Source organism: Streptomyces sp. CB01373, from assembly GCF_002803075.1.
Classification (GTDB): Bacteria; Actinomycetota; Actinomycetes; order Streptomycetales; family Streptomycetaceae; genus Streptomyces.
Genome location: NZ_NNBK01000021.1, coordinates 95,052 through 118,839, shown reverse-complemented (window position 1 = coordinate 118,839; position 23,788 = coordinate 95,052). Strand labels below are relative to the sequence as shown.

Here is a 23,788-nt window from a genome sequence, read left to right as displayed (position 1 = left end):
GTGCACCGTAACAACGATCACGCCCGGCGTACGAGAGGGGCCCGGCCAACTGCTTTCCGGGCCCCTCCGTGGTCAACTCGGGCTAGTCCAGGGGATCGAGGGTCAGGTAGGCCTGCTGCGGATCGCCGTCGTGGACCAGGGACTCCTGGTTGCCGACGTCGTCGAAGGCGAACGCGTAGGCCTTGGAGTCGGCCATCCGGTCATGGATGACCCGCGCGTAGTGGTTGGTCACCGCGTCCTGGTAGAAGTTCGCCGCCGAGGCGTCCGGCTGCTCGGAGTTCACCAGGAGCGTGGAGCGGTTGAACGCCGCGCACAGGGTGCGGGAGATGGGGCCGCGCACAGTGTCGTTCGGCGCGTCCAGCAGCTTGTGGCAGCCGAAGACGCTGTCGGCGTCCGGCTTCTGGAAGCTGGTGACGACGGCACCCGAGGCGTCGGTGAAGTTCATGACGTCCCCCGAGGTCCGGCCGTAGTACCGGATGTCGGGCTGGTCCCCGAAGGGGGTGACGGTGAGCGTGGTGCCGGAGTACTTCTGCCACACCCGGTCGACGTAGTCGTCCATCACGTTGCCCGGCAGGTCGCCGTTCTCCATGCCGTGCCCGGGCGCGAGCGCTCGCAGCACGGTGCCGTCGGACCGGGTCTGGATCAGGCCGCCCCAGCCGGACTGCGCGCGCAGGGCGTCGAACACGGCGTGGTAGCCGCCCGGCTTGAGGCGGCCGGTGGTGACGGTGCCTCCGTCGGCGCGCCGGACACCCACCGAGTACGGCGCCGAGAACATGTCCACCTGGGTGCTGTTGAGCCACAGCCCGGCGTCGTTCAGCGTGTACTCGGACCAGTTGAAGAGGATGTCGTGGTTGGGGTCGCTCGGGTTCTGCACGGCGGGCTGGACCAGTCCGCCCGTGGTCAGCCTGAAGTCGAGCTTCCGGCCGTAGGAGAAGTAGATCCTGCCGGAGAACTTGGGGATCCGGATGGTCGCCGACTGTCCGGCGGCAGGACCGGGGATCGAGGCGTCGGGCGCGGGTGTCGGCGGGTTCCCGCCTTCCGGCCACGGGTGGAAGGTTCCGTCCGCGTCGGCCCAGCCCTGCTGACCGGTCGCGAGGGACGTGCCGATGTCGTAGATGTACAGCTGCTCGCCGCGGCCGGAGTCGTTTTTCACCTCCAGCGGGATCGTGTCGGGCACCGCCGCATCGGCCGTCGTGGGGAGACCGAATCCGAGCAGAGCGCCGACCAGGGCCGTGGCGGCCCCGGCCGACGCGAGCACCTTGAGTCTGCTGAGCATGCTCCACCTCCGTGGGGGGGGTTGGGGGGATACGGAGTTGGTTGGTCCGTACCTGAAGTGAGAGCGCTCTCAGAATTCCGTCTAGGGTGCGTGCATGTCAATCAGTGGCCTGTTCTGCGGGCGTCCGCGGGGACCCCGCGGCGGCGGACGCCCGTAGCCATGGGCCGCCCGCGCCGCGCCCAGCGCTCCCTATTCGAACCGCGAGACGTCGCCCGCGCCCCGCCGTACGATCTCCGCCTCGCCACCCGAGAAGTCGATGACCGTGGTCGGTTCGGTGCCGCAGTCGCCGGAGTCGACCACCGCGTCCAGCACGTGGTCGAGCCGGTCCTTGATCTCCCAGCCCTGCGTCAACGGCTCCTCCTCGTCCGGCAGCAGCAGCGTGCTGGACAGCAGCGGCTCGCCGAGCTCCGTGAGCAGGGCCTGGGTGACGACGTGGTCGGGGATGCGCACCCCGACGGTCTTCTTCTTGGGGTGCTGCAACATGCGCGGCACCTCCCTCGTGGCGGGGAGGATGAAGGTGTAACTGCCGGGCGTGGACGCCTTGATGGACCGGAAGACGTCGTTGTCGATCCGCACGAACTGGCCGAGCTGCGCGAAGTCCTGGCACACCAGGGTGAAGTGGTGCCGGTCGTCCAGGTGCCGGATCGTCCGGATCCGCTCGATGCCGTCCCGGCTGCCCAGCCGGCAGCCCAGGGCATAGCACGAGTCGGTCGGATACGCGATCAGCGCGCCGTCGCGCACGCTGTCCGCGACCTGACGGATCGCGCGCGGCTGCGGGTTGTCGGGGTGCACGTCGAAATACTTCGCCATCCGCCGAGCTTAAGCCGAACCGCCCGCACGGCTGCGCAGGGGCCTGCCCACGGCTGGTACGCGCCGCGGAGCCGCTGTGCGGCCACCGCGGCACTCGCCCGCGCGATGTCACTCGCTCGCGCCTGGAATTCATAGGCGTACTTCCCGGATCCGGGGGAAGCAGGGTTCTGGAACCGCTCGGGAGCTGTCCCCCCGGCCCCGGGCGTGCGGCTTCGCCGGTGTTCACCATCCCCCCTGTGAACCTCCGGCGGAGCCGCCTTTCCGCGTGCTTGCCCGATCGCGCGATGTCCTGGTCCGGACCGGAGGGATACTGCACTGGTAACGTCGCCGACCGGAAACACCGAGGTCAAGGCCACGGACATGCGACGGATGAGGAGAGAGCCGACATGGCCGGGCGAGAGGACGCGACCGACGGGGCCGCCGGAGCGCACGGACGGGCCGACCGGGCGTCCTGGGCCGAGGGACTCCTCGACCAACTGCGGCCGACCGGGCGGGACGTGCGCAAGGTCGTCGCCTGGCTCGCCGCGTCCGTGCGGGGAACCGGCTGCCTGCTGGACGGCACCGGCACCCTGCTGGCAGGGGAACCGGTTCCCCTGGACGGGAACGTGGTCGCGGACGTCGCCTCCGGCCGGTTCGCCTCCGCCGCCTTGGAGGACCGCGGACACCATGTCCGTCTGGTGCGGGTCGGAGGACCGCATCCGCAGTCGGCCCGGGCCCGGGTCCTGGCCGTCTCCCGCCCCGAGCCCTACGACCGGCAGGCCGCCGAGATGGTCACCCGCACCGCCGGGGTGCTCGAACTGCTGCTGCGCGCCCACGAGTCGGCCGTGGCCGGGCACCGGCTGGAGAAGGCGACGGCGGCCCTGCGGCTGGCGATCCTGCAACTGCTGATGGTGGAGGACACGGTCTCGGCCCGCCGGGTGGCCGCGGGCCTGTGGCCAGGACTGCTCGACACGGACGCCGCCCGGGTCTACGTCGTCGAGGCCCACCGTGCCGAACGCGACCGGCTGGCCGCCGAGTGCCTGGACGCCACCGGGGAGCGGGCGCTGGTGGTGCTCTGCCCGGCGGTGGACGAGCACGTGATCGTGGTCGCGCCCGTCGAGACCGACGGCCGCCACCTGCGCTCGCTGGTCGGCACGCGGCCGCGCACGTTCCTCGGCGGCAGCACCCGGCACAGCCTGGCCCGGACCGCCACCGCGTACGGGCAGGCCGTGAGCGCCCTCGCGGTCGCCCGGTTCCGCCCGGAGGGAGCCGCCGTGTACGCCGAGCGCAGCCACCCCGAACGCCTGATGGACCCCGAGGCGCTGCGCGCCTGGTCCACCCGGCTGCTGCGGCCGCTGGACACGCTGGCGCACCACACACGCGCCGAACTGCTCGCCACCACCCGGCTGGGCCTGGAGTTCACCGCGGTGAGCGCCGCGAAGGTCCTCGGGGTGAGCCGCAACACGGTACGGGCCCGTATGGAGCGGGTGGAGGGACTGGTCGGCGCGGACTTCGGCAGCCTGGCCGCCCGGGCCGCCGTCCACCTCGCCCTGAACACCCAGGCCGGCCTGGACCACCAGCCGGCCGCCGGGCCGGCGCCGCCGACGGGCCCGGTACGCTTCGGCGACCTGCTGACCGGACCGGCGCTGCGTACCTGGGCACGCGAACTCCTCGGCCGGCTGGCGGCGGACGCGCGGGACCTGCGCGGCACCCTGCGCACCTGGATCACCGCCGGCGGCAACGCCGAGCGCGCCGCGCAACTGCTCGGCGTGCACGCGCAGACCGTCCGCGAGCACGTCCGCGGTGTGGAGCCCGTCCTGGAACGCCAGCTCCTCGCCGCCGGCGGCGACCTGTACGAGGTCGTCCTGGCCCACCTGGCACTGGGCGACCTCGAACCACCCGCGCTCGGCGCGGAGTAAGGCGGGCATTTGGGACTCACTTGTGCACGGGTGAGCCCTCCACCGGTCCGAAGGGGCATCGGCGCGATACCCAACGGCTGCCCGCTACACGTAGGTTCGACGAGCCGCGGACACGGGACCGGAACGGGGGACCGGTCCCGTGCCGCCGGCCTCCCACGTGGAGCATCCGCAGGTACCTTCCGCTGGCCGAGCGCCCGAAGGTGCCAACCAAGTATGTGAGACGCGCTGCCACTGGCAAGCCAGCAGATACCGCCATACCTGGCCGGGATACCACGCCAGCCGCCGCCGGACGTCGGTGAGAGTACCGAGCCCGTCATGGAACACCGCTCCACCAGTGGTCTCAGCGAGCCTCTGCTGCGGCATCGCCAGCCATTCACGAGTGGTCGGCTCTGCACCGGCCGGACGCACTCCGAGTTGCTCGGCCAGCCATCCGTCCACGTCGTGCACGTCTACGCGATGGTTCACCGCGCCGTCGGTCGACCGCATACGCCCGACCGGATCCAGCGGATCGTCGCTCTCCTCGAAGTGGGTGGGCCAGCCCCGAACGTCCTTCGGCAGCCGTTCAGCCAGGGCGCGACAGATCGCACCACCGTGCTGAGCCCGGTCCTCGGCTGTCAGGAAGATCTCCAGCCGCGGGCCCCACTCGTGATCTGCCGACCGCGGTGTGTCGAAACCGAGCACCTCGGAGCCGCTGCCGATCCGAGCAGCCGCGTAACGCAGCCCTGGAAACGCATCCCGGAGGATCGGCTCCACCGCCTCCTCGTACAAGACCTCGGACAACTCGAGGCCAGGTATGAACCGGGGTCCAGAGATCGCCATGGCCCAACTGTGCTGGACCTGCTCACCCCGGGGCCACCGGTTATCCGCCCTGCCATCGGGCCGGGTTGGGGGGCGCGGGCGGTCAGGCCCTGGCTATGTTCCTGCCCGGCATCGGTTCCGCGAGCGCCGTTCGCCATTCCGGGGCGCCGAAGACGTCCGCGAAGTACTGGGTCTCGTGCACCACGTGCCCCTCGGCGAATTCCATGATGCTCACCGAGTAGCTGGGCACCCCGTCGTACGTGATGACGCACTCGCTCACCCACAGATTTCCGCCGCCCATGATCCGGTGGACGGTGAAGTGGCGACTGGCGGGGTGCCCGCCACGTTGCGCCGAGATCGTGGCGCGGCCCCGGAACCGTTCACCCGACTGGGGATAGTCGAGGACGGCGTCCGCGGCGTAGATGGCGTGCTCGGCCTCGGTGTCCCCGCGTTCCGATGCCCGCCAGTGTTCCTCGATCGCGGCCCTGGTCCGGATGTCAGGATCCATCGCACCGTCCCTTCCGCTGTGGCCGGGCAGGTCGCCCGCCGATCGCACGCCCCGCGTGCACGCCTCCACGACCCCGCCCGGGCCCCCGCACCCCACGACCGCCCCCCGCCTGGCCGGAAGCAGGCTCACCTGCCGGGCGGGTTCCAGCCCCCCGGCACCGCACCCGGCGACGGCCACACACGGACGCATACGTCCAGGGAACGGCCCGCCGGCCTCGTCGGCAAGACGGGCGCCGGCCATGCGGCGACGGGGGAGCCCAGCGGTCGGTAGCCTGAGGGCGCGTGAATCAGTTGTCGCGGCGCACGAATCTGAAGCCAAGCCTTGAAGCGGCAAGTGATCCGATCGTATTCTCCACCTCTACCTGGCCAACCGGGGCATCCTGCTCACCCCGTTCCACAACATGGCGCTGATGTGGGGCGAGCCGGCCGGGAGAGGGAGAGCGACACACGTGGACGAGATCGACCGGGCCATCCTGCGCGAGTTGCAGACCGACGGACGGATCGCGTACGCGGACCTCGGCCCCAAGGTCGGTCTGTCCGCGTCCGCCGCCCGCCAGCGGCTCCAGCGCCTGCTGGACTCCAAGGCCGTCCAGGTGGTCGGCGTGACCGATCCGATGGCCATGGGCGGACAGGCCATGGCCCTCCTGGGCATCGGCGTGGACGGCGACCCGCGGGCGGTCGCCGACGAACTGGCCGGCCGCCCCGAGGTGGTCTACTCGGTGCTGACCTCCGGCGGCTTCGACCTGTTCGCCGAGGTCGTCGCGCCCGGCCCGCGGGACCTGCTGGACTTCGTCAACGACGTGGTCCGTCCCATCGAGGGCGTACGGCAGGTCCAGTCGTTCCCGTACTTCGGCATCCACACCCACCGGTTCCTGTGGGACGTGGGCTGACCTGCCCCTCTCCGGCCGTTGTCAGCAACCCTCCGGCGGGCGGGGGCAGCGCGGCCGGGCTGCCGGGCCGGTCAGTCCGTGTCGCGCGTCAGCTCCGTCTCCGCCGCCGCGAGTATCTCGGTGACCCGGAGGCCGAACGCGGCGTCGCACGGATGAGGGCGGCCGGTGCGGGCGGCGGTGAGCAGCGCGTCCGTCGCGCGCGTGTAGGCGGCGACGGCGTCCTGGGAGGCCTCCGGAAGCAGCGTCACACCGGCCTCGCCCCGCAGCTCCACGGTCGCCCCCGCCGCCGCCGGGGGAGCGGTCAGGCTCAGGGTGAGGGTGCTGGACGCGCCGCCGACGTGGTCGAGGACCGCGTGCACCGTGTCCCCCGGACCGTGCGCGGCGGCCGTCACGCGCCGTACGTCGCCGAGGACCGGCAGCAGCACCGACAGCGCGTGCGGGCCGACGTCCCACAGCGCGCCCTTCTCCCGCCGCCACGGCGAGTCGGCGAACGGGCTGTCGCCGGTGAACACCGCGCCCAGCCACTGCGCCCGCGCCGTGAACCAGTCCCGGGCGGCCTGCTCGGCGATCCAGGCCGCCGGTTCGGGCTGGAAGCGGGTGGTGAAGAAGACCACCGAGGCCACACCGGTCTCCCGTAGGGCCTCGACCACCGCGCGGCCCTGTTCCACCGTCGCGGCGAGTGGCTTGTCGAGCAGCAGGTGGCAGTGCGCCCGCGCGGCCCGCACCGCGAGGTCGGCCTGGATGTGCGGGGGCAGCGCGACGGCGACCGCGTCCACCTCCGCCAGCAGGGCGTCGAGATCGTCGAAGGCGTGGGTGCCGTGTCGTTCGGCGAGATCCTTCGCGGCGGCCGTACGGCGCCCCCATACGCCGGCGAAGTCCAGCTCGCCGTGCGCGCTCAGGGCGGGGGCGTGGACCATCCGTGCCCAGGGGCCGGTGCCGAGCAGTCCGATGCGCATACCGGTGCCTCTCCACTGTGCCGGACAGAGTGACGACCGGCCGTACGGGCCGGTCGTCACCGAGCGTGTCACAGGACCCGGGTACCCGAGCAAGCCCACCGGCGAAAGCGGGCACGGAACGGGCCCGGCGGACGCACGCCCGGCGCACACCCGCGTGCGCACGCGGGCCGGGAGGCGCGCCGGCTCAGGCGGCCCGCCGCCGGTCGCCGGAGGCGGTCGGGCCCGACGCGGACGCGACCGGGCGGGCCTCGGGCCCGGAGCCGCGGCGGCCACCCGGGAGCAGCCGCAGATGTCCGCGACGCCCGGCATGACGGCCCCGCGCCGGAGCCGGATCCAGCATGCGCTGCTCCACGCGGTCCATGACCACCAGCAGCACGGACACGAGCGGTAGCAGCAGTACGGCGACGAAGACCATGACACCCCCTTGTCCGACAGAGGATCCGGGTGCTCCGTACCGCGCGGTTGATGGGTGCCGTCCGGTGAAGAATTCGTGAGGATCGGGACAGACTGTGATGCCGTCACGGGCCGTCGTCGGACCGTGGACTGGTCTGGGAAGATGCCGGTTCCCTAGGATGTACTCTCCGTCCAACCGGCCCAGTTGGCGCGGTGGAATCGGCGAATCTGGGGGACTGATGCCTGCGGAGAACCAGCTGTCGACGAACATCGACGAGAACGTTCCGACGGCTGCGCGTATGTACGACCACTACCTGGGTGGCAAGGACAACTACGCGGCCGACCGGTCCGCGTGCGAGGAACTCGACAAGGTCGTCCCCAGCACCCGCCGGCTCGCCCTCAACAACAGGCGCTTCCTGCAACGGGCCGTCCGCACCCTCGCCGAGGAACACGGGATCCGGCAGTTCCTCGACCACGGCTCCGGTCTGCCCACCCAGAACAACGTGCACCAGGTCGCCCAGCGCGTCGACCCCGAGTCGCACGTGATCTATGTCGACAACGACCCCATGGTGCTGGTCCACGGCCGGGCCCTGCTGCAGCAGGACGAGCGCACCGCGGTCATACACGCCGACATGAGGCAGACCGACGAGATCTTCTCGCACCCCGAGACCCGGCGCCTGATCGACTTCTCGCAGCCGGTGGCCGTGCTGTTCAACTCGGTGTTCCACTGCATCCCGGACAGTGACACCGACGGCCCGCTCGCCGTGGTGGAGCGCGTGCGGGAACGGCTCGTGCCCGGCAGCATCATGCTCATGTGCCAGCTCGTCAGCGAGGACCCCGAAGTGCGGGCCTTCGTCACGGACTTCATGGACAAGGCCACGCAGGGCCACTGGGGCCGGGTGCGCCAGGAGAAGGACGTCGCCGAATGGTTCGAGGGCCTGGAGCTGCTCGATCCGGGTCTGGTCGAGGTTTCCACCTGGCGGCCGGACACCGAGGTGGCGCCCCGGCAACTCACCCATGAGTGGGTGGAGTTCGGCGGCATAGGCCTGATCCGCTGACGCATACGACAAGCGCCCCGTCCAGGACCCGGACATCGGGTGTTGGTCGGGGCGTTCGTCTCATCCGGCCTTCGTGCAGCCTCGGCTGCCGTCTCCGGGCCGGGGGAGGCGAAGAAGCTAGGACGCGGACGCGTAGCGGTCGTTGGCCGTCTTGCGCAGCAACGCCAGGGACTCCTGCGGTGTGAGCGCCTCGTCCGCGAGCCGGTCCAGGGCGATCCGGTACTCCTCCGTCTCGTCGCGGTCCTCGAGGAAGTTGGCGCTCCTGATGTGTTCGAGGTAGACGACGTCGGGCAGGTCCAGGCCACCGAACCGGAGATACGTGATCGGGATGGCGGGCGCGGACGCGTTGGTCACGTCCAGCGGGACGACCTGCAGGGTCACGTTGGGGCGTTGCGCCATGGCGACGAGGTGGCCGAGCTGCTCGCGCATGACCTCGCGGCTGCCCAGAACGCGCAGCAGGACCGATTCGTCGATGACCGCCCACAGCTGAGGCGCGTCCTGCCGCAGCAGCAACTCGGCCCGGCGCGTGCGCAGTTCGATGCGCCGCTGTACCTCGTTCGCCGAGGCGGTCGGCAGCCCTCGCTCCACCACGGCCCGGGTGTACGCCGCGGTCTGGAGCAGCCCGGGCACGTACTGGATCTCGAAGGTGCGGATCGCGGCGGCCGCCTCCTGGAGGCCGACCAGCCGGTCGAACCACTCGGGCATCAGCCGCTTGTCGTAGCGCTGCCACCAGCCGGGCTCGCCCGCCCGACGCAGCAGCCTGAGCAGGACCGAGGACTCGTACTCGTTGGTGCCGTACAGCTTCAGCAGGGCGCGGACATCGCCCTCGGCCGGAGGGCGGCGTCCCTTGCCCGACTCGATGCGCGAGAGCTTGGCGGCGCTGAACCCGAGTTCGCGCGCCGACTGCTCCTGGGACATCCCGGCGTCCTCGCGGAACCCCGCCAACTGGACGCCGACCAGCATCTTCAGCAGAGTCGGGGCAGGCTCGGTCCGGTCCAGATAGGGTTCGAGGCGGGAGATGCGATGTGACTCGGCGGACATCCTGGCTCCCAGTAGACCGGCAGACTGAGCAGTCACCGTACCGCACCGTACGGCTGCGGAGGGCAGCCGCCGGGGGAAGTCGGCACGTTCCCTCCGCTTCTTGGCTGACGGCCGCGTTCACAGCAGATGGTCGAACTCGCCGTCCTTGGCGCCGGCCAGGAACGCGGCCACCTCGGCGGGGGTGTAGACCAGCGCGGGGCCGTCGGGGTCACGGGAGTTGCGCAGCGCGATGTCGCCGCCGACCAGAGTGGCGACCTCCACGCAGTTGCCTTCGGCGTTGCTGTGCCGGCTCTTGATCCAGCGGGCGTCCAGCGAACTGGCCCGCACTCCGTTCCGCACTCGTGGCACCGCGGTCTCCTTGCTGTTCACGTTCGCACGCCCGCTCGCACTTTCACGAGAAATTTCGCGTGCAATTGCATGCGGACGCTGTCAGCGTGGATAATAGCTGGGGCGTCAACCCCTTGTGGACGCCGTTCGGTGACGTCGCATCAGGGAGATGACGTGCCCTCACCAGTGAGCCGTGCACTCGAAGTGCCGAGCGCGGCCGCCGTGATCGCGCCGTGGGCGGAGGGGACCCCCGGCGCGATCGCGGCCGCGGCACTTCGGATCGACTGCGGCCGGGAGGGATTCGCCCGGGCCCGCGCCTTCACGCGCGAGACCCTGGGCAGATGGTCGCTCGACCACTGCTCCGACGACGCCGCCCTCGTCGTCACCGAACTCGCCGCCAACGCGGCGACGCACGCGGTGCCGTACGCCCCGCCCGGTGACACGGCCGTGTGGCTCGGACTCGCTGTCGACGCCGCACAGCTGATCATCACCGTCTCGGACCCCTGCGCCGGCCGCCCCGTACGCCGCACCCCGGCGGGCTTCGGCCTGCTGGAGCACGGCCGGGGCCTGAGCCTGGTCGACGCCCTGGCCGAGGACTGGGGCTGGACCCCGAGGCCCCCGGCCGGCAAGTCGGTCTGGGTGAGGCTGCCGACGCGTTCACCCCACTGAACCGCCCTTCCCCTCTTACGACCGCCGCCGGAAAGGACGACGCCATGCGCACCGTACCGATGGAGCAGCCCGGCGCTCAGCGCACCGACCGCGCGATCCCGTTGCCGGGCCTGGGGCAGGTGCCCTGGAGCGACATCAGGGACTCCACCGGCCCCGCAGCCGACATCCCCCTGTTGCTCCGCCGGGTGGCCTCGGGCGACGCCCGGACCGCCGGTGCCGCGCTGGACGAGCTGCGCGGACGGATCTGCCAGTACGGCTTCGTGGTGGAACAGGCCACCGCCGCCACCGTCCCCTTCCTGTGGGAGCTCGCCCAGCTTCCGGGTGTGACCTGCCGTCCGCGGATCATCCAGCTGCTCAGGAGCATCGCCGATGCCCGGCAGTGGGAGAGCGTCGCCGCTGTCTACCCCAAGCTCCTCAACCACCCTGAGAACCCGGTGGTGTGGGAGCGCAGGGCGCGGCAGGCCGTACGGTCCCGGAGCGGCGCGCTGCCTGCGCTGCTGGCCGACCGCGACCGTGACATCGCCGAGGCCACGGCGGAACTCGCCGACGCGCTCGCCGAATGAACCCGGACCCGGGGGTCTCCGGGCGGCCCTGACTGTCCGGACCCCAGGACCTCCCGTCGGCCCTGACTGGCCGGACTCACTGCACGAATTCGGCCACCAGCGCGAAGAATCACTCGCCGAGTGGGCCCGCGGCCGCAGGGCGTCCGCCCCGAGGGGCTCACGGCGGAGTGTTCTCCTGTGCGTCTCCTGCGTGGCGCTCACCCAATCGTGGCCGTGGGGCCGAAAAGCACCTATATTGCGGATACCTCTGCCGGGTCGTGCGGCGCCCTGCCGCCGCAGACGGGAGCTGCCCGGACATGTGCGGCCGAGTGTTCAGCGGAGGTCCCGGTGAGCTTTGTCCGAACGATCGAGAACTGGCGCGAGCGCGGGGCGTGCCGTTTCGAGGACCCCGAGCTGTTCTTCCCGCTCGGGGAGAGCGGTCCGTCCGTGCGTCAGATAGAACAGGCCCGCGCGGTGTGCCACCGGTGCCCCGTGCTGGGCGAGTGCCGGGCCTGGGCCCTGCGCAACAGCGAGTACGACGGTGTCTGGGGTGGCATGACCGCCGGGGAGCGCCGCGCCGCGGTGCGGCGCAGAACCGGGAGCCGCGGCCGGTAGAGCCGGCGGTGCCCCGGTGGCGAGCGGTGGGTCTGCCACCGGAAATCGACTGAATTCGGTCAAACATATGTTTGCGGCCGGTCGTTGTGCATGGCACGGCGTGCCGCGGGCATACGGAGCAAAAATCGAAGAGAGGGGCGCTCCGTGCTGGTTCCGGACCCGAAGGTCGTCAGGACGTTGCTGACTCGGTACGCATCGCTGAAGATCGCTCAGGCGGAGAGGGAGCGGGCCGAGACGGCCCGGGAACTGGAGGACGTCAGCTACACCTTGTGCGTCATGATGGGGGCCACCGGCATCCACGAGGCCATCGGCAAGGCGGACGCCCTGCTGCTCGCCCGGGGGAGAGCAGCGGACGCGGGCATGAGCACCGACGTCGAAGAGGACGGCGCCCTGTCCCTGGCGGTCTGAATCCGACCGTCCCGAACCTGGTCGCCCGCCACCTGGTTGACCCCGCGGCAGACGTACGAGCGGACGCTCTCCTGGCACCGCGTGCCGTCAAGGAGCCGCCGTACGCCTGCCGTTGGCGTACTCGTGTGCGCGTGGGGCGGGATGGCCGAGCCACTTGGCGATGGTGCGGGCGATCGGCTGGCCGGTCTCCACCTCGACGAACCCGAACTGTCCGGACTGGTTGCACTCCAGGAACCACCAGGTGCCGTCGGCGTCTTCGGCGAAGTCGAAGGCACCGTAGGAGAGTTCGGCCTGCCGTAGATAAGTGCGCACCGACGCGGCCACGGGTGGCGGAACCTCGGCCGGCCGCCACGGCGTCTTGGACGTGGCGAACCGGACGTCCACCTCCTCGGGGTCGGCGTCCGCCGGGGTCGTCTTGCGGGCGGCCAGCAGCGTGTCGCCGACCGCGGTCAGCCGGATGTCGGCGCGCTTGGCGATCCTGCTTTGCAGCAGGGTCGGTCCGTAGGCCACCGCGCCGAAGTCCGCGTCCGGGGCGACCCGGCTGGTCGGCACCGCCCTCGGCGGCTCCTGCGGATGCGCACCGGAGATCGGTTTCACCACCAGGTCCGGGAAGCGCTCGGCGAACTCCCGTGCGGCCCGCGGGAACGTGGTGATGAGCGTGGCCGGCACCGGCAGACCGCAGCGCTGGGCGAGGCGCAGCTGCCAGGGCTTGTGCCGGGCGCGCTCGGCCGCGTCCGGATGGTTCATCCAGCGGGCTCCGCAGCCGCGCAGCATTCCGTACAGGGCCTGTGCGGCCTCCTCGGACAGCCACGCGGACGGCCGGCCCGCCCGGGCGGCCGGAACTCCCGGTCTGCGCACCCATACCGAGCGCAGACGGCTCACGCTCACCAGCCGTCCGGCCACCGACAGATGGCCGTCGAAGGAGCCGTGGGCCCACTCGCCCGACAGAGCGGCGCCCGTGGTCAGATCGGCCGGGTCCAGCCGGACCACCGGGGTCGAGGAGGCGTTCAGGTGCATGACCACCATGTCCGCCGTCACGTCCTCCTCGCCGGTGAGGATCAGTACGGTCATCTCCGCGGCCGTCTTCAGTCGTCGAAGTGCGTCTTGGAGCCCGCCGTGGAGGTCGTGGTGCCCAGCTCCCTCAGCAGCGCGTGGTCGGATGCGGCGATCCGTCCGTCCATGAGAACGTTCAACTGCAGCCCGGAGTCGTAGGCGTACGGCGTGGTGGCGTCCAGTTCCACTGCCGGACGAGCGTAGTTGAGCGCGAACGGTTGCATCGTCTCTCCCCTGTCGGTGCAGCCGCGACCAAGCGGTGTTGCTGCTTGTGGCGTCGCTTGGCCCGCTGACTTCGTTTCGGGTTCCCGAGACTTATACGAATCGAACGGGTGATTGGTTTCCTTACGGAGCGTAGTTTTTCGCGTCCGGATGCCCTCGGTGCCCGAAAAGTCCGGGTCGGCGGGCCGGAGCGGGCAGCCGGTCACCGGCGGCGGCGTGCAGCGAACGCAGGGCCAGGAGCAGCACGCCGATGTCGTCGAGGTACACCGGGTCGGGCAACAGGTCCGTGGGCAGGACGAGATAGACGACCGCACCCCAGAAGACCCAGCGCGGTCCTGTCGGAAGGCCGGCGCGGCGCAGCTCCCGCCGGGTGCGCACCAGACGCCTGAGCAGGACGACGGCCACGGCCAGCACGGCGGCCAGAACCAGTACGACGGCCGTGATGACGGCGGTCATGAGCAGCACCTTCGCGGTGGAGTCCACGGTTGGGGCCCTTCCTGTCGTGCCGCTCGCGGCGCCTTCCCCTTTCGGATGCCCACGTTGCCGCACTTCCATGACCGGACGTCACCCCGGTGCGTCGTCCCGGTGGCGCGCCGGGCGGCAGCTCCCTTGTAATGGCGGGGTAAAGGCGTGTCGCGCTTCGGGGGCGCAGAGGCGGCCGCACCCCTGCCATGGAGCCCAGCATGACCACCCGCTCTGCACCATCCCAGTCGAACCAGGCCGTCATCGACTTCACCGACGAGATCCACTGGTCCGGGCCGCCCGGCGGCATGGTGGAAGGCGGCGAGGGCGAGGGCGCGGCCGGTGATCCCGTCGGCGGCCTCGTCCGGGCCGCGGTCGACGACCGCCCCCTTGAGGAGGTCCTCCGGCTCGTCACCCTCCTGGAGGGATCGCCCGAGCACACCGAGGCCGTGCGGCACGCCCTGCGCGCGGTCGCCCTCGACCGGCCCGTGGAGGACGTCGCCGGTCTGGTCGCGGAGCTGACCCGGCCGCCGCGGCCGGCCGACAGCGCCGACGACACGATCCGCGCCGCGGTCGGCGGCCGCTGCGTGGCGGACGTCACCCGGCTGGTGACGCTGCTGCACCGGCCGCCGCACCTGCCGCACTGCGGCCGGACGGCGATCCGCGCGGCCGCCACGAGCCGCACGGTCGAGGAACTCGTGGAGCTGATCGGGCGACTGGCCGGGGAGCGGCCCGACGAACCGTACGGAGTACCGCACGACGTGCCGGCTGCCGAGCCGGGCGCGGCCCCGCCGCGGGAGCCGGAGGCCGCGCAGGAGCCGGGGGAGCGGGCCGGGCGGGCCGCATTCTGGCCCAGCTGGATCGCCGCGGCGGCTCTCGTGGTGTGCGGCGCGGCCTACTTCCCACTGCGCTGGCAGGGCGTGCCCCTGTTCGTCTGCTTCCTGGCCCTCACCGTGTCGGGGCTGTGCGGGCTGCTGGCCCTGCTGCTGGCCCTGCGCGCCGGTGTGGCGGCCCTGGTGGCGGGAGCGGTCGTCCCGGCGGTGCCGGCCGCGGTCGGCTACGTCGAGGGCAGGTTCGCCCCGGCGCAGGCCTCCCGGGCCCTGGCGATCACGGTGGCACCGCCGCTGAGCGCCGGACTGACCGCGGTGTGCGCGTCGTTGGCCAGCCTGGCCGCGCTCTCGCTGCTGCTGATGGTGCAGGCGGCGGAGCGGCATCCGCCGCCCCGGCCGGCCGGACTGGGCCCCCGGGCCGTCAATCCGCCTGCTCCATAGGTCAGTTGCCCGGTGCCGGGAAGGGCCCCGTTCGAAAGCGAACGCCCAGGGCCCGACGGACGGCGCCGCCCGCGAGGGAGCCGCCCCGCCGCGGCGCGTCCGGGCGGCCTCCCGGACGGGCCGCAGCGCGGACCGAGCGTCCGGACCGCGCCACCTGGCGGGTCCGGGCACCCTTACCGCCGCGAACCGGGTTCAGTCCCCGGTCCGCGGATCCGAGCCTCCGGCCGGCGGGGACGTGCCGGCGTCCCCGCCGGCCGGAGCCGCGCCACCGTCGTCAGACGGGGCCGCACCGGCCTTCGGCCGCCGGTCCTGGGCACTGCCCGGACGCAGCGACAGGGCGGTGCCCTTCAGGCGCCCGAGCCCGCGCGCCAGCTGCTGGAAGGGGGAGCCCGAGGCTGTACGGGCCTGCTTCCCGGCGGGCAGTACGCCCCCGGTCTCCGCCTCCCGGTACACGGCGAGGGCCTCGTGGGCGCGCTCGGCGGCCTCCTTGTACAGGTCCCGGGACTTGGTCATCGCCTCCAGGGCCTCGGAGTACATGGTGACGAGCTCGCGCGCCCGGGTGAGCTCCTCCTCGAAGGTCAGCAGCTGCCAGTCCTCGCGCAGCGCGGTGAGCGCCCGGTCGGCGCCGTCCGGCAGGGGCCTGGGCAGCGCGGCGAAACGGTTGACGGCGTCGAGGAGTTCGGCCGGTTCCGTGCCGTCGAGGAACACGCTGCGTACCGAGAAGTCGGCCACGTCGTAGCCGGGCGGTGGGGGACTGCCGGGCAGGACCACGGCGCCGCCGCGGGGCATCCGGACGCCGAAGTCGTCCAGCACCCAGTTCACGGCCCGGAACCGGTGCGGCGCGGCCCGGTGCTCCACCACCCGGTGCCGCAGCCCCTCGGGCAGCGCCCGCACCACCGCCGCGCGGCCGCGCTCGTCGGGCGTCATGGCCTCGTGGACGACGACGTGCAGCGTCCAGGTGTCCCGCGCCGCGTGCCGCAGGATCCGCCGGAGGTCCTTGTCGTCCTCCGGGAGGGGGGTGACCTCGCCGAGCCGCAGCCCGGTGACGGCCTCGTACTGCCAGCCGGCGTCGGGCCCCTGCGGCCAGAACATGGCGGCGGGGGAGGGCCACCGTGGATCCCACGGCTGCTCCGCCTCCGCCATCAGCACCCACGCGTGCTCCTGTCCGACCTGTCCGGATCCGGAGCCGGTGAGGGGCGACAGCGTGAGCCGGGCCCGCACGGTCACCTCGCCGGGCACCAGCCAGCGGGCCTCGAAGACCTTCTCGCCGCCGGGGCCGGCATCCTCCGGTTCGAGGTGGTCGAAGATGACGCCGTCGGCCTTGAGCTGCTTGAGGTGGCGCCGTACGACGTCCTCCGCGGCGGGCCCGGTGTGGCGGCCGCGGGCCGGCCACACCGTGGGCGGTGTCGCGGGACGGGGGGAGGGAGAGTTCGACATGAGCCAATCTGAGAGCGGAGACGGCGTGTGCGTTCAGTATCGCCAAGCCGGATCATGCCCCGTCGCGCGGGGTCCATACGCGCGCCGCCGCGACGGCGGTTCCGCCCGCCCGCGGCCGCGCGCGTGATGTGGCGCAGTGTTCTCCGTGGTCAGCCCGTCCGAGCGGTGGCCCACAGCCGCTCACCATGACTCCCCGGCGAGTGACGGCGCGGCGTTGACGTGGGCGCCGGAGCACCTTGACTCCGTCGGGACCGACGCGTCCTGGCCGCCTTACCCGTTCGGAGCAGACCACGCCCTGTGAGGCTGACAGTCCTACTGCATTCGGCGGTGAAACGGTGTTCTGCGGCGCCCGGGACCCTCACCGTGGGAGCGCCCGTGTTCTTCGAGCGACAGGAGTTCTTCATGAGGATCAGAATGACGGCTGCCGCCGCCCTGGCTGGTGCGGCTCTGATGACGTGCGCGGGAACCGCCGCGGCCGACGCCGGCGCGACCGGCACGGCGAGCAACAGCCCCGGGGTGCTCTCCGGCAACGTCATCCAGCTCCCCATCGACCTCGGCCTCAACCTGTGCGGCAACTCGATCGACCTGATCGGCCTGCTCAACCCCGCCGCCGGGAACGTGTGCACGAACCGCTAGGCGACCCGGCGGGGCGGTGCGTGCGCCCGCGCGCACCTGTTTCCCGCACAGCGAGACGAGCCGTGCCCCGCGAGGGGTCACGGCTCGTCTCGTGTCGAAATCCGTGCGGGCCCGAAATGCGTGTGGGCCTGCAGGGACTACGCGCCGCTCGCCCGGAGCATGTCCTCGCGTTCGACGATCTTCACACGTTCGCGGCCCTGCGGCTCGCCCAGGGCCTTCTCGGCGGCGTCCAGGCGGTGCCAGCCCTCCCAGGTGGTGAAGCGGACGTTCCGCTCGGCGAGGAAGGCGTCGACGGCCTCCGGGGCGGGCGAGGCGGGGGTGTGCAGGCGCTCGTTCGCGAAGTCGTCCAGCAGGTTGGCGACCGTCTCGTTGGCATCGCCCTTGGTGTGGCCGATGAGGCCCACGGGGCCGCGCCGGATCCAGCCGGTGACGTACAGGGACTGCACGTGCTCGCCGGACTCGGCGATGATCCGGCCGCCCTCGTCCGGGACCGTGCCCGACTCCAGGTCCCATGGCAGCTTGGGCAGCTTGTCGGAGAGGTAGCCCACGGCGCGGTAGACGGCCGTGACGTCCCAGTCCTTGAAGGTGCCGGTGCCCTTGACGTTGCCGGTGCCGTCGAGTTCCGTGCGCTCGGTGCGCAGGCCGACGACCCGGCCGTCCTCGCCGAGGATCTCGGACGGGGACTCGAAGAAGTGCAGGAACAGCTTGTGCGGCCGGTCGCCGACGTCGCGGATCGCCCAGTTCTCCAGCGTCTTGGCGACCATGTCGGCCTGCTTGTTGCCGCGCCGGGTCGCGATGGAGCCCTCGTCGTAGTCGATGTCCTCGGGGTCGACGACGACCTCGATCGTGGGGGAGTGGTCCAGCTCCCGCAGCTCCATCGGGCTGAACTTGGCCTGAGCGGGGCCCCGGCGGCCGAACACGTGGATCTCCACGGCCTCGTTGGCCTTGAGGCCCTCGTGCACGTTCGGCGGGATCTCGGTCGGCAGCAGCTCGTCGGCCGTCTTGGCCAGGATGCGGGCCACGTCCAGAGCGACGTTGCCGACTCCGAGCACGGCGACCTTCCGCGCCGTCAGCGGCCAGGCGCGCGGCACGTCCGGGTGCCCGTCGTACCAGGAGACGAAGTCGGCCGCGCCGTACGAGCCGTCCAGCTCGATGCCGGGTACGGGCAGCGCCCGGTCGGCCGTCGCGCCGGTGGAGAAGATCACGGCGTCGTAGAACGCGCGCAGATCGTCCAGGCTGATGTCGCCCGGGTAGTCGACGTTGCCGAAGAGCCGGATCTGCGGCTTGTCGAGCACCTGGTGGAGGGCCGTGACGATGCCCTTGATACGGGGGTGGTCGGGCGCGACCCCGTAGCGGATCAGGCCGAACGGGGCCGGCATGCGCTCGAAGAGGTCGATGGACACGCCCGGCTCGGTGGCCACGTCGGACTTGAGGAGGGCATCGGCGGCGTAGATCCCGGCGGGGCCGGCTCCGACGATGGCTACCCGCAGGGGGCGGGGCATGATCAGGTTCCCTTCGAGCGAGGACGTGCGACTCGTCGGCAACCCTAAACTAAGGCAAACCTAAGTTGGTACGCGGGTCCCGTCTATGGACTCATAAGCCCGATGTATGGCCTGTCCGACCGCAGGACGGCACGGCGCCGGTCGGGCATGGTGGACGTGTGATCGGGTTGGCCGCGTGCTTCGCCGTGATGGGGGCCGCCAGCAACGCCATGGGCACGGCCTTCCAGCGCAAGGCGGCCTCCACGGTCGCGCGCGGCGGCGGCCTGCGTCTGCTGCTCGCCCTGGCGCGCCGCCCCGCCTGGCTGGCCGGTATCGGCGGGGTGATGGGGGCCGCCCTGTTCCAGGCTCTCGCCCTGGTGAACGGGCCGATGGCGCTCGTACAGCCCCTGTTCATCCTGGAACTGCCGTTCGCCCTGCTCATCGCCGCCCCCCTGATGCACCGGGGGCTGCCACGGGCGGGCTGGTGGGGTGTGGCGGGCATGGTCGGCGGGCTCACGCTGGTCCTGGTCTCGGCCGCACCCTCCGGGGCCCGGGACCAGGCGTCCATGATGGGGTGGATCCCGGCCCTGGCGGTCTGCCTCGGGGCGATGGCCACGGCGGTGGTCCTCGCCCGGCCAGGACGCCCCGCCCTGTTCCGCGCCGCCGTGCTGGCCGCGGCCGCCGCCATCGGCAACGCCCTGACCGCCGCCCTGCTGAAGTCGGCGGCCGGCACCCTCGACGCCTCCGGCTTCGCGGCCTTCCTCACCACCTGGCAGACCTACGGGTTCGCGCTCACCGGGGTCGGCGCCCTACTGCTGCTGGAGAACGCCCTCCAGGCCGGCTCCCTGGCCGCCTCCCAGCCGGCCCTGACGATCGGCGACGCGACGGTGAGCCTCCTGCTGGGCGTCACGCTCTTCGGCGAGCAGATCCGCACGGGCTGGTGGCTGCTCCCCGAACTGATCGGCGCCGGGGCGATCCTGTGGGGCGTCCTGCGCCTCATCCACGTGGTCCCGCACGCCCAGCAGACCCTCCTGGGCGACGGCCGCCGGGCCGCCGCCCAGGCCACCGACCGGCCGGCCCGACCCGGGCACGCGCCCTAGGGTCTTTCGTTTGGATCAGGCCGGATCAGGGAGCGGTGCCAGGGCCCGCGAGCCCGGCATGGTCCAAACGAGAGGCCCTAGGTGGCCGTCAGCCGGGGAAGCGGTTCGTGGAGCGCAGGGTCCAGCGGCGTTCCGCGTAGGCGAGGTCGTCGCGCCACAGGCGTCCTGCGGCCGCGCGGATCAGTGGTCGCAGCAGCGGTGCCGCGCGGCGGGCCGCGGCGAAGCCCGGGCGGTCGGAGGTCGCGATCACCGCCTCCACGACGGCGGTACGCGGCCGGCCCCACGCGTCGGGGCCGAGCGGCGTGGCGTGTGTCTCCACCACCGAGCCCCGCCCCTCGCCCTCGGTGATGCGCATGACCACCGTGCGCGGCTCGGGGGCGGTGAACTCCGCCCGTACGGGCACGACCAGGCGCCCCGCCACCTTGAAGGACACGTTCACGGTGAAACCGTCGTCGCCCTCCGTCCCGCCACGGCGCGCGGTCCCGCCGCCCGGCGCGACCACCCTGAGGTCCACGAACGAGTACGGGTGGAACCAGGCGCCGTGCCAGGGGTCCAGCCGGTTGGCGACCACGTCCTCGGGCTCGCAGGCGCCGACGCCCACGTAGACGGCCGACAGCGCGGCGGAACCGGCGGGCCGCCGGGGAACGAACGGCGCGGCGGTGGCGGGTTCACCGCCGACGTCGTCCAGCCGCACCCAGACCAGCACCCCGTCGTCGTACACCGGCAGCGGCTCCCAGCCGGCGAACGGTGTCCCGTCCAGGGCGAGTCCGTGCCAGTGGCAGATCAGCGTGCCGCACCGGACAGCGCTGTCCGCCAGCGGTGCCCCCAGGTGCGGGCAGACTCCGGGACCGGCCACCAGCCGGCCCCCCGCGCCACGCCAGACGACGACCTCCCGGCCGCCGACGGTCCCGGCGAGGGGGCGCTCGCCGCCCACGTCACGGACGGCCCCGACGACGTACCAGTTGCCCGACGGCCGGGCCTGAGCCCGCTTCAGCGCCTGCGCGATGACGGCGGGGCGGGCGTCCATCCAGGTCGGGCGCTGGTCCTGCCAGGGAACGGGACGCTGCCGCACCCGCAGGAGCCGGCGTCGTGGGCGGCCGGGGGACTGCTGGGACCTCACACGACCTCCCGCTGTACCGGTGCGGGCGGTGTGGTGAGGGGCTCGGAGAGCGGCTGTTCCGTACGGACGGGGCCGCGGCGGCGCTCGGTGAGGCGGGCCGCGGCCACACGGACGAGACCGTCCGCGGCGACCACCGCACGGCGCCTCCGCGCCACCACGGCCCGCCGCTGCACCGTGCTGTACCCGGCGTCGGCGACCGCGTCGAGAATGCCCGCGTACAGCACGAACGCGGTCCGGATGCAGGGCCGGGACACCGGGTCGAGCATGGCGATGCCGGGCGCGGCCCGGCGGTACACCCGCCGGGTGAGGTCCTCGAAGGCGCGCAGCGCCGCCACGATGCGCCGGTCGGAGCGGCCCCGGTCCCGGCTCCAGCGCAGCAGCTCCCGGTCGGCCCCGTGCGCTGCCAGCAGGTCGGCGGGCAGGTAGACCCGGCCGCGGTCCAGGTCCTCGCCCACGTCCCGCAGGAAGTTGGTGAGCTGGAAGGCGACGCCGAGCGCGGCGGCGTGCGGGGCCGCCTCCTCGCGCGGCACCACCGTCCCGAGCACCGGCAGCATCTGCAGCCCGATCACCGCGGCCGAGCCGTGCATGTAGGTGCGCAGGTCGGCGTAGGTCGCGTAGTCCGTGACCTCCAGATCGCTGCGCATCGAGGCCATGAAGTCGGTGAAGTGGCGGTGGTCGATCCGGTACCGGCGCGCGGTGTCGGCCACGGCCCGCACCGTCGGCTCACCGCTGCGGCCCTCGCGCAGGGCGAACTCCAGCTCCTTCTGAAGCCGGGCGAGCACCGCGGACCGCGAATCCGCGCTCACCGCCGGGTCGAGCGAGTCGACGATGTCGTCCGCCCACCGCGCGAAACCGTACAGGGCGTGCACCGCAGGTCGCCGCTCGGCGGTCAGGAGCCGGGTGGCGAGGAAGTACGTCCTGCCGTGACGGGCGTTCAGCCGACGGCACCGCGTGTACGCCTGACGCAGCGCCGGATCGGTGATGCCCGCCGCGTCCAGCTCGCGGCCGGTCATGAGCGCGCTCCACGGGCCGCCGTGCGCGCGGGTCCGCGCGCTCCCGGCCGGGCCGCCGCCCCTCCGGTGATACGGACCGCCGCCAGCTTGCCGGACAGCAGGACGGTCGGCACGCCGACGCCGGGCGTGGTGCCGCACCCGGCCAGCACCGCGTTCTCCGTGCCGCGCACCAGGTTGCGGGGCCGGAAGGGACCGGTCTGCGCGAAGGTGTGGGCAGCGGAGAAAGGCGTGCCCGCGGCATGGCCCAGAGCCTGCCAGTCGGCGGGAGTGACCAGGCACTGGCGCTCGATCGCGGACCCGATGCCCGCGAGGCCCCTGCGTTCCAGCTCGGTGAGCAGCGCGTCGCGATAGCGTGGCGCGAGGTCTCCCCACTGCGCGGCGGACGGCCCCAGGGCCGTGTTGGGGCAGGGCGCCAGGACGTAGTGGAGATGACGGCCCGGCGGGGCCAGCCCGGGATCGGTGGCCGTGGGGCGGGTGATCAGCAGGGAGGGGTCGCTCATGAGCTCTCCGGTCCGGGTCAGTTCGTGGAAGGTGCGCCGCCACGCCCGCCCGAACGACAGAGTGTGGTGCGCCAGTTGGGGCCAGGTGCGATCGCATCCGGCGTGCAGGACCACGGCGGACGGCGCATGCGTCACCGGCACCGGGCGGCGCGGCGTGCGCCCGAGCAGGCGGTAGGCGGCCGGCAGGTCCGGCGTGAGGACGACGGCGTCGCACGGGATGCGCTCGTCGGCCGTCACGACCGCGGTGATCCGGTCGCCGGACCGTTCCAGCCGGGTGACCGTCCGGCCGAACCGCAGGTCGGCGCCCGCGTGGGCGGCGGCGTCCGCCATGGCACGAGGCAGCGCGTGCATGCCGCCGCGCGGGAAGTACACCCCGGCGACGGTGTCCATGTAGGCGATCACCGCATATGCGGCGAGCGCCCGGTGCGGTGCGACCCCCGCGTACAGCGACTGGAAGGAGAACACCCGGCGCAGCCGTTCGTCCCGCAGGTACCGGCCGATGCGCGCGTCGAGCCGCCCGAAACCGCCCAGGGCGGCCAGCCGGACCAGATCGGCGTTGACCAGTTGCAGCGGCGAGTCGAAGTTGGCGTCGATGAACCGGCGCCGCTGCACCCGGTGGAGCTGTTCGAGCCAGGCGCGCAGCCGCCGGTAGCCCGCCGCCTCCGCTCCACCCGCAAAGCGCTCCACCTCCGCCTCCATCGCGGCCGCCTCGGTGTGCACGTCGAGCACGGCGCCGTCGGCGAACCTCGCCCGGTACGCCGGATGCAGCGGCACCAGTTCCACCCGGTCGCCGAGCCGCTCGCCGACCGCGGCGAACGCCTCCTCGACGATGTCGGGCATGGTCAGCACGGTCGGGCCGGTGTCGATGAGGTAGCCGCCACGCACCAGCCGGCCGGCCCGCCCGCCGGGCAGCGGGTCCCGTTCGACGACGGTGACCCGGCGGCCCGCGCCCAGCAGATGCAGTGCGGCCGACAGCCCGGACAACCCGGCACCGACGACCACCACGTGATCGGTGCGCCCGGTGAGGGTCCTGGTCATCGGCCGCTCACCCCGCCCCCGTCGCCGCCGCGGGCCCCGGAAGGAGCCGTACGACCCGACAGGGCACCGGCGGCGGCTCTCCCGCCCGGTGTCCCTTCGTCCGAGTGGAGCGCATGACTCGTCCGAGTGGAGCGCATGACCCATTCCTCTCGCGTGGCCGAAGCACGGTTCGGCGAAGCTCGGTTCGTCTGAGTCATTCCTCGGCGGCGGCGTCGCCGGATGCGCCGAACGGGGGCAGGTCGCAGGGAAACCGCCCCACCGGGCCCG

25 protein-coding genes and 1 pseudogene are annotated in these 23,788 nt (G+C 72.5%); 10 read left to right on the top strand and 16 right to left on the bottom strand.

Annotated elements, in window-relative coordinates; translation table 11 throughout:
• Nucleotides 1–82 precede the first annotated feature (82 nt).
• On the bottom strand, nucleotides 83–1,276 hold the full coding sequence (locus CG719_RS30165) for a glycoside hydrolase family 64 protein (protein WP_100571876.1): 1,194 nt from the start codon (nucleotides 1,274–1,276) through the stop codon (nucleotides 83–85).
• A gap of 189 nt (nucleotides 1,277–1,465) precedes the next feature.
• Nucleotides 1,466–2,086: an L-threonylcarbamoyladenylate synthase gene (locus CG719_RS30160; RefSeq protein WP_199836839.1), complete on the bottom strand. Its 621-nt coding sequence runs from the start codon at nucleotides 2,084–2,086 to the stop codon at nucleotides 1,466–1,468.
• 386 nt (nucleotides 2,087–2,472) lie between these two features.
• Here CG719_RS30160 and CG719_RS30155 point away from each other — a divergent pair, with 386 nt between their 5' ends.
• Nucleotides 2,473–3,984, top strand: a complete 1,512-nt coding sequence (locus CG719_RS30155) for a helix-turn-helix domain-containing protein (RefSeq protein ID WP_100571875.1) — start codon at nucleotides 2,473–2,475, stop codon at nucleotides 3,982–3,984.
• A gap of 216 nt (nucleotides 3,985–4,200) precedes the next feature.
• On the opposite strand, the pseudogene CG719_RS30150 reads toward CG719_RS30155, so the two are convergent.
• Nucleotides 4,201–4,803, bottom strand: a pseudogene (locus CG719_RS30150) (DUF4037 domain-containing protein); the annotation flags it as partial.
• 82 nt (nucleotides 4,804–4,885) lie between these two features.
• A complete protein-coding gene (locus CG719_RS30145; RefSeq protein WP_100571905.1) occupies nucleotides 4,886–5,290 on the bottom strand; it encodes a nuclear transport factor 2 family protein in 405 nt (134 codons plus the stop codon).
• 448 nt (nucleotides 5,291–5,738) lie between these two features.
• On the opposite strand from CG719_RS30145, the gene CG719_RS30140 reads away from it, so the two are divergent.
• Nucleotides 5,739–6,179, top strand: a complete 441-nt coding sequence (locus CG719_RS30140; RefSeq protein WP_100571873.1) for an Lrp/AsnC family transcriptional regulator — start codon at nucleotides 5,739–5,741, stop codon at nucleotides 6,177–6,179.
• Nucleotides 6,180–6,250: 71 nt separating this feature from the next.
• Here the strand turns inward: CG719_RS30140 and CG719_RS30135 are convergent, their stop codons facing one another.
• Both CG719_RS30135 and CG719_RS30130 read right to left on the bottom strand, forming a co-directional pair.
• Nucleotides 6,251–7,135: a Gfo/Idh/MocA family protein gene (locus CG719_RS30135; RefSeq protein ID WP_100571872.1), complete on the bottom strand. Its 885-nt coding sequence runs from the start codon at nucleotides 7,133–7,135 to the stop codon at nucleotides 6,251–6,253.
• Nucleotides 7,136–7,319: 184 nt separating this feature from the next.
• Nucleotides 7,320–7,550 (bottom strand): hypothetical protein, encoded by a 231-nt coding sequence (locus CG719_RS30130; RefSeq protein ID WP_100571871.1) that lies wholly within the window; start codon nucleotides 7,548–7,550, stop codon nucleotides 7,320–7,322.
• Between the two features lie 217 nt (nucleotides 7,551–7,767).
• Between CG719_RS30130 and CG719_RS30125 the strand changes: the two genes are divergently transcribed.
• Nucleotides 7,768–8,586, top strand: coding sequence for an SAM-dependent methyltransferase (locus tag CG719_RS30125; RefSeq protein ID WP_100571870.1), 819 nt, complete (start codon nucleotides 7,768–7,770; stop codon nucleotides 8,584–8,586).
• 117 nt (nucleotides 8,587–8,703) lie between these two features.
• Here the strand turns inward: CG719_RS30125 and CG719_RS30120 are convergent, their stop codons facing one another.
• Together CG719_RS30120 and CG719_RS30115 are read right to left on the bottom strand one after the other, a co-directional pair.
• Complete coding sequence (locus CG719_RS30120; protein ID WP_100571869.1) at nucleotides 8,704–9,627, bottom strand: helix-turn-helix domain-containing protein; 924 nt, start codon at nucleotides 9,625–9,627, stop codon at nucleotides 8,704–8,706.
• A gap of 117 nt (nucleotides 9,628–9,744) precedes the next feature.
• Nucleotides 9,745–9,975 carry a DUF397 domain-containing protein gene (locus CG719_RS30115; protein ID WP_100571868.1) on the bottom strand — a complete coding sequence of 77 codons (231 nt, stop codon included), beginning with the start codon at nucleotides 9,973–9,975 and terminating at the stop codon, nucleotides 9,745–9,747.
• Between the two features lie 153 nt (nucleotides 9,976–10,128).
• Here CG719_RS30115 and CG719_RS30110 point away from each other — a divergent pair, with 153 nt between their 5' ends.
• The 4 genes from CG719_RS30110 (at nucleotide 10,129) to CG719_RS30095 (ending at nucleotide 12,188) form a co-directional block, all read left to right on the top strand.
• Complete coding sequence (locus CG719_RS30110) at nucleotides 10,129–10,623, top strand: ATP-binding protein (protein WP_234375824.1); 495 nt, start codon at nucleotides 10,129–10,131, stop codon at nucleotides 10,621–10,623.
• Nucleotides 10,624–10,667: 44 nt separating this feature from the next.
• Entirely contained in the window at nucleotides 10,668–11,186 is a 519-nt protein-coding gene (locus CG719_RS30105; RefSeq protein ID WP_100571866.1) for a hypothetical protein, read from the top strand.
• Between the two features lie 345 nt (nucleotides 11,187–11,531).
• On the top strand, nucleotides 11,532–11,780 hold the full coding sequence (locus CG719_RS30100; RefSeq protein ID WP_100571904.1) for a WhiB family transcriptional regulator: 249 nt from the start codon (nucleotides 11,532–11,534) through the stop codon (nucleotides 11,778–11,780).
• Nucleotides 11,781–11,924: 144 nt separating this feature from the next.
• Entirely contained in the window at nucleotides 11,925–12,188 is a 264-nt protein-coding gene (locus CG719_RS30095; protein ID WP_100571865.1) for a DUF5133 domain-containing protein, read from the top strand.
• 87 nt (nucleotides 12,189–12,275) lie between these two features.
• Here the strand turns inward: CG719_RS30095 and tgmB are convergent, their stop codons facing one another.
• The 3 genes from tgmB to CG719_RS30080 all read right to left on the bottom strand — a co-directional run bounded on the left by tgmB (nucleotide 12,276) and on the right by CG719_RS30080 (nucleotide 13,946).
• On the bottom strand, nucleotides 12,276–13,259 hold the full coding sequence (gene tgmB, locus CG719_RS30090; protein WP_100571864.1) for an ATP-grasp ribosomal peptide maturase: 984 nt from the start codon (nucleotides 13,257–13,259) through the stop codon (nucleotides 12,276–12,278).
• 14 nt (nucleotides 13,260–13,273) lie between these two features.
• Nucleotides 13,274–13,465, bottom strand: a complete 192-nt coding sequence (tgmA, locus tag CG719_RS30085) for a putative ATP-grasp-modified RiPP (RefSeq protein WP_100571863.1) — start codon at nucleotides 13,463–13,465, stop codon at nucleotides 13,274–13,276.
• A gap of 121 nt (nucleotides 13,466–13,586) precedes the next feature.
• Nucleotides 13,587–13,946, bottom strand: coding sequence for a YkvA family protein (locus CG719_RS30080; RefSeq protein ID WP_376497041.1), 360 nt, complete (start codon nucleotides 13,944–13,946; stop codon nucleotides 13,587–13,589).
• A 200-nt stretch (nucleotides 13,947–14,146) separates the two neighbouring features.
• Between CG719_RS30080 and CG719_RS35550 the strand changes: the two genes are divergently transcribed.
• On the top strand, nucleotides 14,147–15,196 hold the full coding sequence (locus CG719_RS35550) for a hypothetical protein (RefSeq protein ID WP_159024981.1): 1,050 nt from the start codon (nucleotides 14,147–14,149) through the stop codon (nucleotides 15,194–15,196).
• Nucleotides 15,197–15,388: 192 nt separating this feature from the next.
• Here the strand turns inward: CG719_RS35550 and CG719_RS30070 are convergent, their stop codons facing one another.
• Nucleotides 15,389–16,633, bottom strand: a complete 1,245-nt coding sequence (locus tag CG719_RS30070; RefSeq protein WP_199836838.1) for a hypothetical protein — start codon at nucleotides 16,631–16,633, stop codon at nucleotides 15,389–15,391.
• Nucleotides 16,634–17,035: 402 nt separating this feature from the next.
• Between CG719_RS30070 and CG719_RS30065 the strand changes: the two genes are divergently transcribed.
• On the top strand, nucleotides 17,036–17,269 hold the full coding sequence (locus CG719_RS30065; protein ID WP_100571902.1) for a chaplin: 234 nt from the start codon (nucleotides 17,036–17,038) through the stop codon (nucleotides 17,267–17,269).
• A gap of 137 nt (nucleotides 17,270–17,406) precedes the next feature.
• Here the strand turns inward: CG719_RS30065 and CG719_RS30060 are convergent, their stop codons facing one another.
• The gene (locus CG719_RS30060) at nucleotides 17,407–18,771 is read right to left on the bottom strand and encodes an FAD-dependent oxidoreductase (protein WP_100571862.1); all 1,365 of its coding nucleotides are present in this window, start codon (nucleotides 18,769–18,771) and stop codon (nucleotides 17,407–17,409) included.
• Nucleotides 18,772–18,929: 158 nt separating this feature from the next.
• Between CG719_RS30060 and CG719_RS30055 the strand changes: the two genes are divergently transcribed.
• Nucleotides 18,930–19,850, top strand: a complete 921-nt coding sequence (locus CG719_RS30055) for a DMT family transporter (RefSeq protein ID WP_100571861.1) — start codon at nucleotides 18,930–18,932, stop codon at nucleotides 19,848–19,850.
• 88 nt (nucleotides 19,851–19,938) lie between these two features.
• On the opposite strand, the gene CG719_RS30050 is transcribed toward CG719_RS30055, so the two are convergent.
• The 3 genes from CG719_RS30050 to crtI are packed head-to-tail and all read right to left on the bottom strand — an operon-like array spanning nucleotide 19,939 to nucleotide 23,521.
• The gene (locus CG719_RS30050; RefSeq protein ID WP_100571860.1) at nucleotides 19,939–20,970 is read right to left on the bottom strand and encodes a DUF5914 domain-containing protein; all 1,032 of its coding nucleotides are present in this window, start codon (nucleotides 20,968–20,970) and stop codon (nucleotides 19,939–19,941) included.
• Complete coding sequence (locus CG719_RS30045) at nucleotides 20,967–21,983, bottom strand: phytoene/squalene synthase family protein (RefSeq protein WP_100571859.1); 1,017 nt, start codon at nucleotides 21,981–21,983, stop codon at nucleotides 20,967–20,969. The genes CG719_RS30050 and CG719_RS30045 overlap by 4 nt, the downstream gene beginning before the upstream one ends.
• Nucleotides 21,980–23,521, bottom strand: a complete 1,542-nt coding sequence (crtI, locus tag CG719_RS30040; protein ID WP_100571858.1) for a phytoene desaturase family protein — start codon at nucleotides 23,519–23,521, stop codon at nucleotides 21,980–21,982. Before crtI ends, CG719_RS30045 begins: the two co-directional genes overlap by 4 nt.
• Nucleotides 23,522–23,788 lie beyond the last annotated feature (267 nt).

What these genes read in the sequence shown, in the direction of transcription:
- tgmB (WP_100571864.1), bottom strand. Translation starts at nt 13,259, where the DNA reads ATGACCGTACTGATCCTCACCGGCGAGGAGGACGTGACGGCGGACATG.
- CG719_RS30130 (WP_100571871.1), bottom strand. Translation starts at nt 7,550, where the DNA reads ATGGTCTTCGTCGCCGTACTGCTGCTACCGCTCGTGTCCGTGCTGCTG.
- CG719_RS30135 (WP_100571872.1), bottom strand. Translation starts at nt 7,135, where the DNA reads ATGCGCATCGGACTGCTCGGCACCGGCCCCTGGGCACGGATGGTCCAC.
- CG719_RS30145 (WP_100571905.1), bottom strand. Translation starts at nt 5,290, where the DNA reads ATGGATCCTGACATCCGGACCAGGGCCGCGATCGAGGAACACTGGCGG.
- CG719_RS30165 (WP_100571876.1), bottom strand. Translation starts at nt 1,276, where the DNA reads ATGCTCAGCAGACTCAAGGTGCTCGCGTCGGCCGGGGCCGCCACGGCC.
- CG719_RS35550 (WP_159024981.1), top strand. Translation starts at nt 14,147, where the DNA reads ATGACCACCCGCTCTGCACCATCCCAGTCGAACCAGGCCGTCATCGAC.
- tgmA (WP_100571863.1), bottom strand. Translation starts at nt 13,465, where the DNA reads ATGCAACCGTTCGCGCTCAACTACGCTCGTCCGGCAGTGGAACTGGAC.
- crtI (WP_100571858.1), bottom strand. Translation starts at nt 23,521, where the DNA reads ATGACCAGGACCCTCACCGGGCGCACCGATCACGTGGTGGTCGTCGGT.
- CG719_RS30105 (WP_100571866.1), top strand. Translation starts at nt 10,668, where the DNA reads ATGCGCACCGTACCGATGGAGCAGCCCGGCGCTCAGCGCACCGACCGC.
- CG719_RS30160 (WP_199836839.1), bottom strand. Translation starts at nt 2,086, where the DNA reads ATGGCGAAGTATTTCGACGTGCACCCCGACAACCCGCAGCCGCGCGCG.
- CG719_RS30125 (WP_100571870.1), top strand. Translation starts at nt 7,768, where the DNA reads ATGCCTGCGGAGAACCAGCTGTCGACGAACATCGACGAGAACGTTCCG.
- CG719_RS30065 (WP_100571902.1), top strand. Translation starts at nt 17,036, where the DNA reads ATGAGGATCAGAATGACGGCTGCCGCCGCCCTGGCTGGTGCGGCTCTG.
- CG719_RS30045 (WP_100571859.1), bottom strand. Translation starts at nt 21,983, where the DNA reads ATGACCGGCCGCGAGCTGGACGCGGCGGGCATCACCGATCCGGCGCTG.
- CG719_RS30155 (WP_100571875.1), top strand. Translation starts at nt 2,473, where the DNA reads ATGGCCGGGCGAGAGGACGCGACCGACGGGGCCGCCGGAGCGCACGGA.
- CG719_RS30060 (WP_100571862.1), bottom strand. Translation starts at nt 18,771, where the DNA reads ATGCCCCGCCCCCTGCGGGTAGCCATCGTCGGAGCCGGCCCCGCCGGG.
- CG719_RS30120 (WP_100571869.1), bottom strand. Translation starts at nt 9,627, where the DNA reads ATGTCCGCCGAGTCACATCGCATCTCCCGCCTCGAACCCTATCTGGAC.
- CG719_RS30070 (WP_199836838.1), bottom strand. Translation starts at nt 16,633, where the DNA reads ATGTCGAACTCTCCCTCCCCCCGTCCCGCGACACCGCCCACGGTGTGG.